This window comes from Bacteroidota bacterium, assembly GCA_035506275.1.
Lineage (GTDB): Bacteria > Bacteroidota > Ignavibacteria > UBA10030 > UBA8401 > JAGVPT01.
The window spans coordinates 456,813-471,485 of record DATJPT010000008.1 but is presented as its reverse complement, the minus strand read 5'-3'; the positions used below and the strand labels follow the sequence as shown (position 1 = coordinate 471,485).

At 53.3% G+C, this 14,673-nt stretch carries 12 protein-coding genes; 9 read left to right on the top strand and 3 right to left on the bottom strand.

Going from position 1 to position 14,673, the window contains the following annotated elements; translation table 11 throughout:
- From VMF88_07350 to VMF88_07310, 9 genes are all read left to right on the top strand, one after another.
- Positions 1 to 1,161, top strand: a complete 1,161-nt coding sequence (locus tag VMF88_07350; protein HTY10872.1) for an NADH-quinone oxidoreductase subunit D — start codon at positions 1 to 3, stop codon at positions 1,159 to 1,161.
- Positions 1,162 to 1,241: 80 nt separating this feature from the next.
- Positions 1,242 to 2,288: a complex I subunit 1 family protein gene (locus VMF88_07345; GenBank protein HTY10871.1), complete on the top strand. Its 1,047-nt coding sequence runs from the start codon at positions 1,242 to 1,244 to the stop codon at positions 2,286 to 2,288.
- Between the two features lie 15 nt (positions 2,289 to 2,303).
- Positions 2,304 to 2,924, top strand: coding sequence for an NADH-quinone oxidoreductase subunit I (locus tag VMF88_07340; GenBank protein HTY10870.1), 621 nt, complete (start codon positions 2,304 to 2,306; stop codon positions 2,922 to 2,924).
- A 2-nt stretch (positions 2,925 to 2,926) separates the two neighbouring features.
- Positions 2,927 to 3,460 (top strand): NADH-quinone oxidoreductase subunit J, encoded by a 534-nt coding sequence (locus VMF88_07335; GenBank protein ID HTY10869.1) that lies wholly within the window; start codon positions 2,927 to 2,929, stop codon positions 3,458 to 3,460.
- A 62-nt stretch (positions 3,461 to 3,522) separates the two neighbouring features.
- A complete protein-coding gene (nuoK, locus tag VMF88_07330) occupies positions 3,523 to 3,837 on the top strand; it encodes an NADH-quinone oxidoreductase subunit NuoK (GenBank protein ID HTY10868.1) in 315 nt (104 codons plus the stop codon).
- Between the two features lie 28 nt (positions 3,838 to 3,865).
- Entirely contained in the window at positions 3,866 to 5,938 is a 2,073-nt protein-coding gene (nuoL, locus tag VMF88_07325; protein ID HTY10867.1) for an NADH-quinone oxidoreductase subunit L, read from the top strand.
- Positions 5,939 to 5,977: 39 nt separating this feature from the next.
- Positions 5,978 to 7,582 carry an NADH-quinone oxidoreductase subunit M gene (locus tag VMF88_07320; protein ID HTY10866.1) on the top strand — a complete coding sequence of 535 codons (1,605 nt, stop codon included), beginning with the start codon at positions 5,978 to 5,980 and terminating at the stop codon, positions 7,580 to 7,582.
- 18 nt (positions 7,583 to 7,600) lie between these two features.
- Complete coding sequence (locus VMF88_07315) at positions 7,601 to 9,103, top strand: NADH-quinone oxidoreductase subunit N (GenBank protein ID HTY10865.1); 1,503 nt, start codon at positions 7,601 to 7,603, stop codon at positions 9,101 to 9,103.
- A 326-nt stretch (positions 9,104 to 9,429) separates the two neighbouring features.
- On the top strand, positions 9,430 to 11,340 hold the full coding sequence (locus VMF88_07310; GenBank protein ID HTY10864.1) for a two-component regulator propeller domain-containing protein: 1,911 nt from the start codon (positions 9,430 to 9,432) through the stop codon (positions 11,338 to 11,340).
- Positions 11,341 to 11,397: 57 nt separating this feature from the next.
- Here the strand turns inward: VMF88_07310 and VMF88_07305 are convergent, their stop codons facing one another.
- The 3 genes from VMF88_07305 to VMF88_07295 form a co-directional block, all read right to left on the bottom strand.
- The gene (locus VMF88_07305; GenBank protein ID HTY10863.1) at positions 11,398 to 12,174 is read right to left on the bottom strand and encodes a type III pantothenate kinase; all 777 of its coding nucleotides are present in this window, start codon (positions 12,172 to 12,174) and stop codon (positions 11,398 to 11,400) included.
- Positions 12,175 to 12,236: 62 nt separating this feature from the next.
- Positions 12,237 to 13,013 carry a biotin--[acetyl-CoA-carboxylase] ligase gene (locus VMF88_07300; GenBank protein ID HTY10862.1) on the bottom strand — a complete coding sequence of 259 codons (777 nt, stop codon included), beginning with the start codon at positions 13,011 to 13,013 and terminating at the stop codon, positions 12,237 to 12,239.
- Positions 13,010 to 14,644 carry a M28 family peptidase gene (locus VMF88_07295; protein HTY10861.1) on the bottom strand — a complete coding sequence of 545 codons (1,635 nt, stop codon included), beginning with the start codon at positions 14,642 to 14,644 and terminating at the stop codon, positions 13,010 to 13,012. The genes VMF88_07300 and VMF88_07295 overlap by 4 nt, the downstream gene beginning before the upstream one ends.
- Positions 14,645 to 14,673: the final 29 nt, after the last annotated feature.

Genomic DNA, 14,673 nt, shown 5'->3' with positions numbered 1-14,673 from the left:
ATGGCAGAAATTATTACAGCTTCTCCAAGGACATCAAGCGGAAAACCTCTTCGCACTGAAGAGATGATCATCAACATGGGTCCCCAGCATCCGTCGACGCACGGCGTGCTGCGGCTCGAGCTTGTTGTTGACGGCGAGATCGTTGTCGATGTTATCCCTCACATTGGTTACTTGCACCGTTGCTTCGAGAAGCACTGCGAGCACATGACGAATTACCAGCAGGTCATTCCGTACGTCGACCGAATGGATTATGTCTGCTCGATGAACAACGAATTTGCATTCGTCGTCGCTGCAGAGCGTTTGCTCAAGATCCAGGTGCCTGAACGCGTTGAATATATCCGCGTGATCATGGCCGAGCTGCAGCGGATCGCGAGCCACTTGATCGCGGTGGGTACCTACGGCATCGACATCGGCGCTTTTACTCCCTTCCTGTACTGCTTCCGTGACCGGGAAAAGATCCTCGACCTTTTTGAGATGACGTGCGGCGCACGGCTCCTCTATAACTACATGTGGATCGGCGGACTTTCACACGACATTCCGGCTGACTTTGTCGCGAAGGCAAAAGAGTTTTGCGAGTATTTTAAGCCCCAGATCCGCGATTTCAACAACCTCCTGACGTATAACGAGATCTTCGTCAAGCGGACCGCGAACACCGGCGTGCTGCCGGCGGACGTTGCGATCAATTATGCGTGCAGCGGGCCGATGCTCCGGGGTTCGGGTGTTGAGTGGGACCTCCGCCGCGACGACCCGTACTCGATCTATCATAAGTTCGAGTGGGATGTTGCCGTCGGCAAAGGAGAGATGGGTCCGGTCGGAAGCTGCTGGGACCGGCACATCGTGCGGATGAAAGAAATGGAGCAGAGCGTGCGCATCATCGAGCAGGCGCTCGCGCAAATTCCCGACGGCGACGTCCAGTCGGCAATTCCGAAACGCATCCGTCCGAATCCTGGCGAAGTCTATGCACGAACAGAATCGCCGCGCGGCGAGTTGGGATTTTATATTGTAAGCGATGGTTCGGGGACGCCGTACCGCATCAAAGCGCGTTCTCCGGGATTTGTCAACCTGAGCGTGATCAATGAAATTGCGCGCGGAGGCATGATCGCCGACCTCGTTGCGATCATCGGCAGTATTGATATCGTTCTCGGCGAGGTGGACCGTTGACAATGAACAATCAACAATTAACAATGAACAGGAAGAAAGGAATGAATCCTGACTTCTGTCTCCCGACCTCTAGCCACTAAATGGAACAGTTTCTTACATCGTTGATCGGGGAGCCGCTTCTCGTGCATGTGATCATGGCGGCGATTCCGCTCTTGTTCATTCTGCCGTACGCGCTGGTTGTCATTTACCTGGAAATGAAGATCGCGGCGCACATGCAGGACCGCGTTGCCTACATGCGCACCGGCTGGCACGGCACGCTCCAGCCGATCGCTGATATGCTCAAGCTTCTCCAGAAGGAGGATACGGTTCCCGCGGCGGCGGATAAATTTCTTTTCATTCTCGCTCCGTATATCGTTTTTATCGGAACGTATGCCGCGTTCGCCGCGTTGCCGTTCAGCTCTGCCTTCATCGGCAGCAACATCAACATAGGGATCTTCTACATCGTTGCGATCTCGTCGCTCGTCGTCGTCGGATTGCTGATGGCGGGATGGGCTTCCAACAACAAGTGGTCTCTGTTCGGCGCCCTCCGTTCTGCAGCGCAGATCGTCAGCTACGAGATCCCTTCGGCGTTCGCGATCCTCGGTGTGGTGATGCTGGCCGGAACGATGAGCCTGCAGGAGTTAAGCTCGCTCCAGACGGGAGGGATCACCCACTGGATGATCTTGGGAGGCACACTTCCGTTGATGAAAAAGCTTATCGTTGTTCCGCTGATGCTGATTCTCTTTCTGGTCTATTACATTTCATCGATGGCGGAAGTGAACCGGACGCCGTTCGATATACCCGAAGCCGAGTCTGAGCTTGTGCAGGGATACAACACCGAATACAGCGGAATGAAGTTCGCGATCTTTTATCTGGCAGAATATGCGAACCTTTTCGCGGTGTCAGCCGTTGCGACGGTCCTCTTTTTCGGCGGATGGGCGAGTCCGTTCGCATCTCTGATGACCGGTCCGTTCTGGAGCGCCTTCTGGTTTATTACGAAAGGGATGTTGTTCGTCTGCCTGAATATCTGGCTTCGCTGGACGCTTCCGCGTCTTCGCGTTGACCAATTGATGTATATGTCCTGGAAAGTATTGACGCCGTTCGCTTTTGCCTGTGTGCTGGCGCTCGGCCTTGTGCTGGTGTGGTAAAATGCAGAGGAAGGCATGAACCCTGTTGTAGAATATTTTGACGATATTTATAGAGGCCTCAAAACCGCCACCGTCGGGATGCGGATCACGTTCAAGCATCTCTTCACCAAAGCCGTGACGATCCAGTACCCGACCGTGAAGATGAAACTGCCGGAAAGGGCTCGCAACAGACTGTACGTCAACATGGATGACTGCATCGGTTGCGACCAGTGTTCGATGGCATGCCCCGTCGATTGCATTTCCATCGAAACGATAAAGTCCACCCCGGAAGACAACCTCGGTACGACATCCACCGGTCAGAAGAAACGTCTGCATGTTCCTGTCTTCGACATCGACATTGCAAAGTGCTGTTACTGCGGTCTGTGCGTTTATCCCTGTCCCACCGAATGCATTAAGATGACCGACGTGTATGAATTTTCGGAATTCGACCGGCATAATTTGATCTACAGCTTCAGCACCATGACACCCGCTGAAGTTGAAACTGCGAGAGCAAAAGCGAAAAAAATGGAAGAGGAAGCTGCGGCGAAGAAGGCCGCCGCTGCTGCCGCTGCGAAAGCCGCGGCCGATGCGAAGGCAGCCGCGCAAACTTCTGCTCCCGCTCCGCAGCCTGAAGGTTCACAGCCAAAACCAGAATAAGCATGGATCAGCTCTCGTCGCTCACGCTTTTTGATATTGTCTTTTACTTCTTTGCCCTTATCACGATTGTCTCCGCCGCAATTGTTGCATTCTCAAAGAATATTGTCCACTCCGCGTTTTCGTTGATGTTTACCTTTTTCGGCGTTGCCGGGCTCTACGTGATGCTGAACGCCGACTTCATCGCCGTAACGCAGGTGCTCGTGTACGTCGGCGGCATCCTCGTCCTGATCCTCTTCGGCGTCATGTTGACGACCAAAGTCATCGGGGTGGAGATGAAAACGGGAACGCTCCGGGTGTTGCCGGCTTCGATCCTCGCGGCGGTGCTTGTCGGAACGCTGTGCGGAATTTTTTGGATTACCGATTGGCCGGTTCAATCCGCGGCGAGCGCCGACGTGCCTCCGACAACCTCCGTCGGGATCGGAAAAGCGCTGATGACATCGTATCTGCTACCGTTCGAGGTCGCTTCGGTTGTCTTGCTCGTGGCCATGCTCGGCGCTGCGATGATCGCCCGCCGCGAACGAAAGAAGCAAAGCTGAACTGCCGAGACATGTTAGCGGATGTCCGAATACTGATCACTGTTTACTGACAACTGAACACCATGCCCATTCACGTTTCGCTTATCCATTTCCTCTTCATCAGCGCCGTCCTGTTCTCGCTTGGCGTCTATGCCGTCATCACGCGCCGCAACGCGATTATGGTGTTGATGGGAATCGAATTGATCCTGAACTCGGCCAATATCAATTTCATCGCGTTCGGACGTTACGGTACGGTCAACCTGGACGGACAGATGGCGTCGATCTTCGTGATCATCCTCGCGGCGTGCGAAGCGGCCGTTGCGCTGGCGATCGTCCTGAACATTTATCAGCAGTTCAACACGGTGAATGTGGACGAAGTCGATACCATGAGAGAATGACGCTTTTGTAATTTTTACTATCGTGATTATGACACAAGAATTACTTCTTCAGCTTGCAACCGCGATCCTCCTCTTGCCGTTGCTCAGCTTTTTGATCCTGATCTTCTTCGGAAAGAAGCTTCCGCGGCAGGGCGATGTGATAGCGACGTCCATTCTCGGACTTGCTCTGCTCACATCGCTCGGAATTCTTCTTGCAAAGCTGATCTTGTTCCACGATGAACTGCTGAACTTCACTTTTACCTGGGTCGATTTCAGAACGGTCGCCGGCCTCGGGGAGCTCAAGCTCGACCTTGGCATCATGATCGACAACGTCACGGCGGTCATGCTGGTCGTGGTCACGCTCATCAGCTTTTTGGTCCACCTTTTCTCGACCGAATATATGACCGGCGATATCCGCTACTCGCGGTATTTCGCCTATCTCGGATTTTTCTCCTTCTCGATGCTCGGCATCGTCATCACGAACAACTTTTTCATGATGTACGTGTTCTGGGAGCTTGTCGGCATCAGTTCGTATCTCTTGATCGGTCATTGGTACGAAAAGAAGTCTGCCTCGGACGCTTCGATGAAAGCGTTTATCGTCAACCGCGTGGGCGACGTTGGCATGTTTATCGGCATCAACATTTTATGGGCGAATTTCCACACCCTGACCTTCGAGGGGATCTTCTCTGCGATCGCGAACGGGCATATCCCGTTCGACAGCAATCCGTGGCTCACTGCCGCCGGCATCCTTATCTTCTGCGGAGCTGTGGGCAAATCGGCGCAATTTCCTCTGCACGTGTGGCTTCCCGATGCGATGGAAGGTCCCACGCCCGTCAGCGCGTTGATCCATGCGGCCACGATGGTTGCGGCCGGCGTCTATCTGATCGCCCGCGCATTTCCGATGATGACCGCGGATGCGCTTGTTTTCATCGCATACATCGGCGCGATCACCGCGTTCATCGCGGCGACGATCGCGATCGCACAAAACGACATCAAAAAAGTGCTCGCCTATTCGACCGTGAGCCAGCTAGGGTATATGGTGATGGGTTTGGGAGTGGGAGCATATACCGCCGGATTTTTCCATCTGGTCACTCACGCCGCATTCAAAGCCGGATTATTCTTAGGTTCGGGCTCGGTGATCCATGCGATGCACAATGCGCTTCACCATCAACACGACCATGAAACGGACGCCCAGGATATTCGGAACATGGGGGGATTGAAAAGGAAGATGCCGGTGACATTCTGGGCATTCGTGATGTTCACGCTGGCGATCTCCGGCGTGCCGCTGACGTCCGGCTTTTTGAGCAAGGACGAGATCCTGGCAGGGTCCCTTGCCTTTGGAACGTTGACCGGCCGGATGCTTATTCCGATTATAGGATTTTTGGTTGCAGGACTGACCGCGTTTTATATGTTCCGTCTGGTCATCCTCACCTTCCTGGGTGAGCACAAAGATCCGGCGCGGTTCGAACATCTCCAGGAATCGCCGAAACCGATGACGATTCCTCTCATTGTTCTCGCGTGCCTGTCCTTCTTTGCTTTCTATAGCTTCAATCCGTTCGGAGCGTCGAGCGGGTGGTTCTTCCACGCCGTCGAACGCCCGATGAGCGTCGTCCCGAATGCCGTTGCGGCCGCGTCGTCGCAAATGTTCGAGGAAGCGCTCCACGAAATACACCTGACAGCGATGTACTTGTCCCTGACGATGGCCGGACTTGGAATTCTTCTTGCCTTCGCCACGTATTATTGGAAAAAGATCAACGCGGACGCAATCGCAAAAGCGTTCGCGCCGGTGCACGTCTTCCTCGTCAACAAATGGTACTTTGACGAGCTCTACCAGGCCACTGCCGTCGCCGGCACGATCGGATTATCGCGCGTACTGGCGTGGTTTGACAGCAGAGTGATCGACGGCGTTGTGAACGGAGCCGCGACCGTAACACGGTGGGCATCGTTCGCAAGCGGCAGGTTCGACAGCATTGCCGTCGACGGCATCGTAAATTTTATCGCGTACCTGATGGGGTTGTTTGGATTAATGCTCCGGAAAATTCAAACGGGAAGAGTGCAGACGTATATTGTGTTCGTGCTGGTCGGAGTCATGGTTTTCTTCTTTATTTATCGCGCAGTGTAACGGAAGCGGCGCAAAAATAAACAATAGGAATTTATCGCTATGTCATTTTCGATCCTTCATATCGGCATTCTTACGTGGATAACGTTTCTTCCCATCGTCGGCATGGCCGTCGTTCTCATGTTGCCGAAAGGGAGCAGCGCTGTGACGCGCTGGACCTCGCTTGCGGTGACAATGCTTCAAGTGGTCCTCGCCGCAGTCATCTACCTGAATTTCAACCGAGGGCTGGCGGGCATCAACAACGCCGATACAATGCAGTTCAAAGAGCTCTTTACCTGGATCGACATCAAAAGCGTTGCATGGTTCGGCCGCATTCATATCGATTATTTTCTGGGCATCGACGGCATCAGCGCTCCGATGGTGCTGCTCACGGCGCTGATCTCGTTTGTCGCCGTCATCTCTTCGTGGAAAACTGAAAAGTCGGTCAAAGGATATTTTGCCCTCCTGCTGCTTCTCGACACCGGCATGATGGGCGTCTTTGTCGCCCTTGACTTCTTCCTTTTTTATGTGTTCTGGGAAATCATGCTGCTGCCGATGTATTTCCTCATCGGTATCTGGGGAGGCCCGCGGCGCGAATATGCCGCCATCAAGTTCTTCATCTACACATTATTCGGCTCGGTGTTGATGCTGCTCGCGCTCCTTGCGCTGTATTTCAGCGTCAGCGTGCCGGACCCGGCAACGGGTGAAAAGATCCACACCTTCAACATGCTCGCGATGATGAATCCCGCCAACTTTGATTCGGGATCGATTCTTGCCGGCATCAATACCTATTGGCGGTACATGGCGTACGTGGCGCTCTTCATCGGCTTTGCGATCAAAGTTCCCCTCTTTCCGTTCCATACGTGGCTTCCCGATGCCCACGTCGAAGCTCCGACGGCGATCAGCGTGATCCTTGCCGGCGTACTCCTGAAAATGGGGACGTACGGGCTGATGCGCATTGCATTTCCGATCTTCCCCGACGCCGCAATGCATTATTTGTATCCATTAGCCTTCATTGGATTCATCAACATCGTGTACGGCGCATTATGCGCCATGGCTCAGAAAGATTTTAAGAAGCTGATCGCCTATTCCTCCATCAGCCACATGGGCGTAGTGATCCTCGGAATGACGGCGATGAATACGCAGGGGATGATGGGGGCGGTCTTTCAGATGTTCAACCACGGCACCATCACCGCGATGCTCTTCTTGATCGTGGGCGTTATTTACGACCGTGCGCACACGCGCGGGCTCGACGACTTCGGCGGATTGATGAACCAGATGCCGAAATATTCCGCCGTCATGGTCATCGCGTTCTTTGCAGCGCTCGGGTTGCCGGGACTCAGCGGATTCGTCTCCGAGGCATTTTCGTTCCTCGGCGCCTTCCAGAATTTCCGGTGGCTCACGGTAGCGTCGACGCTCGGCATCGTCCTCACGGCGGCCTACATGCTCTGGACGCTTCAACGCGTGTTTCTAGGAACGCTTCCTGACAAATGGAAGGCCTTGCCCGATATCAACGGCAGAGAACTGGTAGCGCTCATTCCTCTTGCCATCATCGTAATTTTCCTCGGCATCTATCCGGCCCCGATGCTTGACCTGATGAACGCGTCGGCGAATTATCTGGTGGATTTCGTGCGGGAAGGCGCAAACGCCGGATTGCTCGGCAGGTAATTTCAACGTGAAAGAACAATGAACCAGATGCTCGATATCATATTGCGAAGCTTGGGCTACGTTCGCCCGGAGTTCGCCCTCGTCTTCACCTTCCTCAGCGCGATCGTTGCCGACCTTATATTCAAGCGGAAAGCGGTCGTCGCGGGGATCGTCCTCGGCGGGTTTGCGGCAACGGCCTACTACGTCGTCGACGAGGTCGGGATCAACGTCATGACGTTCAACAATATGCTTGCCGTCGACCCCTTTGCGGTTTTCTTCAAGGCCGTCATTGTCGTCAGCGCCCTGCTTATCGTGATGTTCTCACTCGCATCCGAAGAGATCAATTCTTCGTTCCGCAGGATCGGCGAGTACTATGCGCTTCTGGTCGCGATGACGACCGGGATGTTTTTCATGGTCGGCTCCACGAACCTGCTGATGATGTATCTGTCGCTCGAACTGACCAGCATCAGTTCGTATATCCTTGCCGGCTTCACGAAAGACGCCCCCGACTCCGCGGAAGCATCGCTGAAATATGTTATCTACGGCGCCCTTTCTTCCGGTTTCATGCTGTACGGGATCTCTATTATTTACGGATTGTCCGGCTCCCTGGATATTTATGCGATCAACCAAGTGTTGTCGCAGGGGGGGGCGGGAACCTTGGCTCTGCTCATCGCCGGCGTGCTTGCCCTTGCCGGATTCGGATACAAAATCTCCGCGGTGCCGTTCCATTTTTGGACCCCCGATGTGTATGAGGGGGCGCCCATCACGATCACCGCGTTCCTCTCCGTCGGTTCGAAGGCAGCCGGCTTTGCAATGCTGATGAGATTTCTGAAAGTTACTTTCAGCAACGGCGCGATCCTCAATGTTCCTCTCGGAATGTGGGAAATGATCAAAGGGTTTGAATTAACGAACGTCATCATCATCATCGCCGTTTTGACAATGACGCTCGGCAATCTCGTCGCCATCTGGCAGGATAACGTGAAGCGTCTCCTTGCATATTCGAGCATCGCGCAGGCCGGATACATGCTCCTCGGTCTTGTCGTTCTTGGCAACGATGGCTTTGCTGCGACGATGATCTATTTCGTCGTCTACCTCTTCATGAACCTCGGCGCTTTTTATGTCGTGATGCTCGTCGCAAACAAAACCGGGAGCGAACAGATCCGCGATTACAAGGGACTTGGCTCACGGGCGCCGTTCCTTGCCGTTGCGATGGCGATCTTCCTCGTTTCGTTGACGGGCCTGCCTCCGACCGCAGGATTTATCGGGAAGCTGTATCTGTTCGCCGCGCTGATCAGGGCAAAGCTGATTTGGCTGGCGATCGTAGGGGCGTTGAACAGCGTCATCTCCCTCTACTACTATGTCAGAATTTTCCGCAACATGTTTCTGCGCGAATCCGAGGGTTCGAACGAGCCGCTTGTTTTCGAGGCATCGAATACCGTCCTGCTCCTGATCCTCCTCGTTCCGACGCTTGCGCTCGGGATTTATTTCGGACCGCTCGTCGAGTTCGCGCAGTATTCCGTCGCGATGTTTGGGGTGAAATAAGGGGACCCGCCCCATCGCAGCTTCTCCTCGGCTTTTTTTGGAAGGGAAGAGACGCCATGAAAAGCCTGCAATGCTTCCGTAATATCCGCCGTTCTATTCTTCTGTCTTCTTTTGAAAAGTTGCAATCAGCCGGACGCTTGGTGATGAGAGATCGCCGAATCCCACTTATGCTTTTTTTCCTTCTTACTCTCATAATAGAAAGGGGAGTATCACAGTCGTCCGGGCAATGGGTCCGAATTCCTTCACCCGGAGATGTTCAGCGGGTGTACGTTGCATCCGATTCCACTTTGTTTGTGTGCACGAATACCGGTTTGTACGAAGAGAATTTGCGTACAGGTGCGTGGGGATTTTATTCGAGCGCGAACAGCCCTCTCGGGAATAATGTCTATGATGTTGCACAAGGCGCTGATGCAACTTTCTATTTTGCATCGTTCCCCGTTACGACCCTTAAGAATGGAACGTTTTCGTCGATCCCTTTTGACTCGATACCGTACGCATATGACATCCTAGTAGATAGAATGGGCCGGCTTTGGGGCAGTACATCGTCTGCGGTGTACCAGGACGCGCCAAACGGTTGGACACAGTTCATTTATGGAATCGGAGAGGGCAACCATCTCGTCGTTGCGGAAGACAGTGCGGCGAACATCTGGTGCGGAGCAGATGGCAGTTTGAGCTATTACGATACGCTCGGTTGGCATATGGTCGAATTCTATCAACTGCTAGGTCCTGGAGGAAACGTAACCTCCATAACTGCCGCTGAGGACAGTTCCATCTGGTTTGGCACCAGCACTTGGTGTCTCGGGCATCAGCCGCATGGTGGACAGCTCATCGGCTGGACAAACCTCGTCGCAGCGCCGCCGACAGGGATCGCCGTCCGTCACGACACGGTATGGGTTGCGGCGAACGGCCTATTCCGCGGAATTGGCAACTCATGGACTCAACTTGCAACGTCCGACGGACTCGCCGATAGCATTGCCGTCAGCGCGGCATTCGACCGATGGGGACAACTTTGGATCGGCCACAGAAGCGGACGCCTTTCGATTCAGGAAAAAGGGGGTTGGAAGACGAAATCATTGCATAGTTCCCTTCCAGACTACCACTGTTCGAGCGTTGCCGCAGCGCCTGACGGGCTCTTGGCAATCGCGACTGAAAATAACGGAATATCGATCTTTGACGGCAGTTCATGGCAGACGATTCGGTCCGGATTACCGTCTGATACGATCACAGTTCTTCGATACGACCATGAAGGAAATCTTTGGGCGGGAACGCCATCGGGCATCGGAATGTATGACGGTAAAGCGTGGAAGATCTATACAACGTCCGACGGCCTTCTTTCAAACGAGATCGTTGCTTTGGCCATCTCGAAGGATGACACCGTATGGTGTGTCGCCGGAACATCCCTTGCGCACTTCGATGGCGCCTCGTGGAAATCGAAGCTCATTCCGGCAAACACCGGTGTCCAACGCTTGAGAGATCTCGCGATCGATTCTTCCGGCAGGGTCTGGGCAGCCGCCGATTCAGGAATACTCCGGTTCGACGGCGTTGCTTTTCAACATTATTTTCCGCTAACGAAACACAGCGGGATGAATTCGATAGCGATCGGGTTCAATGATGTCAAATGGTGTGGCAGCGATAGCGCGGGCGGCTGGCAATTCAACGATACTTCATGGACTCCGCTTGACTGGATGAATGCCGGCCCGGCGCCGGTTACATCCATCCGGGTCGGCCGGGACGGTTCGGTATGGATCGGTTCGTCATCCAGTGAAGGAAATATCTATCGATTTAACGGAAATGCATGGAGTCATTTTTCTGAAACGGACGGCCTGTCTGGCGGGCCCATTAATGATTTCGCATTCGATGCGAGAGGGAATGTCTGGATAGCCGCTGAAATGGGGACGACGGTATACAACGCCAACGGCGTGGCGATCTCCAGCATCCCGCCGAGACAACAGCAAATTCCTATCGTCGCCGATTTAAGACAAAACTATCCAAATCCATTCAATCCGGCGACGAGAATTGAATTCACTCTTGCAGAACAAAGCTACGTTGTGATCGATGTGTACAACATCCTTGGACAATTGGTCAGAACTATCGTCCGCCAGTGGTTGGTCCCGGGGAAGTATGCGATGGAATTTGACGGAGTCGGGTTGCCGAGCGGCGTTTATCTCTATCGCATGTCGGCTTCAGGAAACGCCGCTCGGTATGTTCAAAGCAAGAAAATGATTCTCATCCGCTGATCGGAAAATAGCGTCCCCCTCTCTGCAGAAGAATCAAGCGCTTATTGTACCCCGACGCTATTTCTTCTTCCCTGTCAATTTTTCCACGATGATCCGAATTCCTTCGAGCACGAGCGTCGGTTCATGCTTGTTGATGACCTTTGAATGTTTCATCATCAGCTCCGAAAATCCTCCGGTGGCAATGATGGTCGGATAATCGTCTATTTCCTTTGAGATGCGGCGCACCATTGTCTCCATGGAGTCGAGCGCCCCGTAGAGAATGCCGGACTGCATACTGCTCACCGTGTTTTTGCCCACGATGGTCTTGGGGAAATGGATGTCGATCTTCGGCAGCCTCGCAGCGCGGCGGTGCAGTTCCGCGGCGGATGTTTCAATGCCCGGCGCAATGACGCCGCCGAGGTATTCCCCTTTTTTCGAGACGACGTCGAATGTCGTCGCCGTCCCGAAGTCGATAATGACAAGCGGACCTTTATATTTCGCATAACCGGCTACGGCGTTGCACAGCCGGTCGGCGCCGACGGAAGGAGGGTCCTCGACAAGGATCGTGATCCCCAGCGGAAGGGCGGAGGAGACCACGACCGGCTCGATCTTGAAATATTTTTTCGACATCCGCTGCATCACGTCGGTCAAATTCGGCACAACTGATGAAATGCCGAATTCGGAGATCTTCTTTGCCGGAATCCCGACGTCTGCGCAGAATGTTTTGACCAGGCTGCCGAATTCATCCTCGGTCCGGGAGACGAAACTCGTCACCCGCCAGTCGCCGAGCAGTTTTTTCTTGTCATAAATTCCGAAGACCGTGTGTGTGTTTCCGATGTCGACTGCTAGTATCATGCTCATTCGATGGTTTTATGATGAAGTTTGTTGGCTAATTGTCGCGTATTGCGCGCTGGTCCTTATTGAAGGATCGAAACATCGCCGGCAAACACCTCCCGGCGCCTTCCGTTCAATTCTTCAATGATCAGCGCGCCGCTGGGGGCCACATCTTTCGCCCTCACCCGGATCGATGATTGATGCTCGACCAGCGTTATTTCGGCCCCCAACATCGTGGTGCGGCGTTTCCATTCGTCAAGAACGATCTGCGGCGAAAAATGCCGAAGTTGCTCGAACCGATGTTCCAGTTCTTCCAGTATGGCGCACAACAATTGAACACGGTCAATTTCTTGACGTGAGTGTAGTTTCAGCGAAGTAGCCTTCGTTTTAATATCGTCGGCAAACTCTGTTTGATTGACATTGACGCCGATGCCGAGGATCACGTTCATGGCGTCGTCTTGGGTCGTGGTTTCGATCAACATCCCCGCGACCTTTCCGCCATCGATCAACACATCGTTGGGCCATTTGCAATCAACTTTGATCTTTGTTTTTTGTTCGATCGCGTCCGCTACGGCTAACGACGCACCGAAAGGGAGCACCCTGATTTTCTCCTGAACAAAAAGGGGACGGGTGATGACGGAAAATAGCAAATTCATTCCTTTTTGAGAACTCCACCGTCGTCCTTGACGTCCCTTACCCGCTGTTTGTTCGTCGGCGACGATCAGCGTTCCATCGGGACGGTCATTTTCCTTTAACGACCGGGCAAAGGTATTCGTCGAATCGATCGAGTCGAACGTGTAGATCGTACCGCCGAAAAACTTAGTGTGCAGGGATCTTCGTATGTCGTGTTCCGAGATCATCTTTTACCGGAAGGGGACGGAGTGAAATCGCCTTTATCGACCCGGGGACGATTTGGACTGATGGCAAGCTTCCATCCCGTATAGAACACCAACTGTGACCGTTTCGTCAGAATGGTAAAGTTAATCTTCTCAACCCTGTCCGTGGGCTGATGATAATCCGCATGTTCTCCGTCGAAGTAGAAGATGATCGGAATATTCTTGCGGGCAAAATTATAGTGGTCGCTTCGCCGGTAATACTGATGCGGTTCGGTTTCGTCGTCGTAGGTGTAGTCGAGGTGGAGCTGGACGCTTTCGTCGTTGGCTTTCTTGCCTATGGAATCCAGCTCGCTGCTCAGTTTGTCGGAGCCGATAAGGTATACATAGTTTGTGTCGCCGGTCTGTTCGTGTTCCGGGTCGTACCTGCCGATCATGTCGATGTTCAGGTCTGTAACCGTTTTTTCAAGCGGCACCGTAGAATGTTCGGTGTAATACAGCGAGCCGAGGAGCCCCTTCTCTTCCCCGGCGACTGAAAGGAAAAGAAGACTTCGCGGAGGGGGAGGTTCCATTGACGCGAACGCATGGGCGATCTCAAGGAGGGCGCAAGTCCCGGAGCCGTCGTCATCAGCGCCGTTATAGATTTCGCCTGTCGCGCTGTTTTTGCCGAGGTGATCATGGTGAGCAGAGAAAACCACATATTCGTTTTTCAGCAAAGAATCGGAACCGGGGAGAACCCCGATGACATTTTCTGATGACACGTTTTCGTGACGGATCATCAGCGAAAGAGTCGCGCGGGATCCGATGACAGAAAAGGATCTGGGCTTTTGCGCTGAATCGATCTCGTGCTGCAGATCATTGATCGTCCTGCCCGATGAACGGAGTAATTCATCAGCGATCCGTTTGCTGATGGAAAATGTCGGCATCGAACCCCTCACCCGCTGGGGGATCGTGATTGACCCGCGCATGAATTCATCGCGACGCTCGTCGAAGGCCTCTTTCATGGTTCTTCCGTTGATATCTTCGACGATCATAACGGCGGAGGCCCCATTCCGCTGCGCGTAAATTCTTTTCGCCATAGGCGAGGCTTCGGATCTATTACGGGCAAAAATGCCGGTTGAATCTTCTTCACGGGGCATTCCCCGAAGAATGAGAACTATTTTCCCCGCATAATTTTTTGCCGCATCGTAGTCACTGTAGCTCAGAATTCTGGAATCGATGCCGTAGCCTGCGAATTCGACATCTCCGGAAATCGTCGTATCGCGCCCTGAAGAATGCGGAAAAAAATCTCGTCCGAACGATTTCCATTCTTTCATCCCCGACGTAGTCGACGTTCTTAGATAACTGTTTGTGTCGATTTTGATATGAACAACTGGAAAATGTTGAAAAAACGTTCCGCTGTCTCCGGCCGGCCGCAAACCCATCTGCTCGAATTGAGATGCAATATAGAGGGCCGCGAGTTTTTGTCCCCGGTAGGATGTCTCGCGCCCTTCAAATTCGTCCGAAGCAATCAGCGTAAGTTGCGCACGGAGCCGTTCGGGCGTGATCGCTTTCATTCCATTAAGGCCGGCGGAGTTCGGATCTTTAGCAGAAAGGATATTCGGAATGAAGAGCAATTCAGCGAAGCAGAGGATAACAATCGCGCGAGATTTCTTCATGAAATGACACATTAATTTGCGTTGAAAAA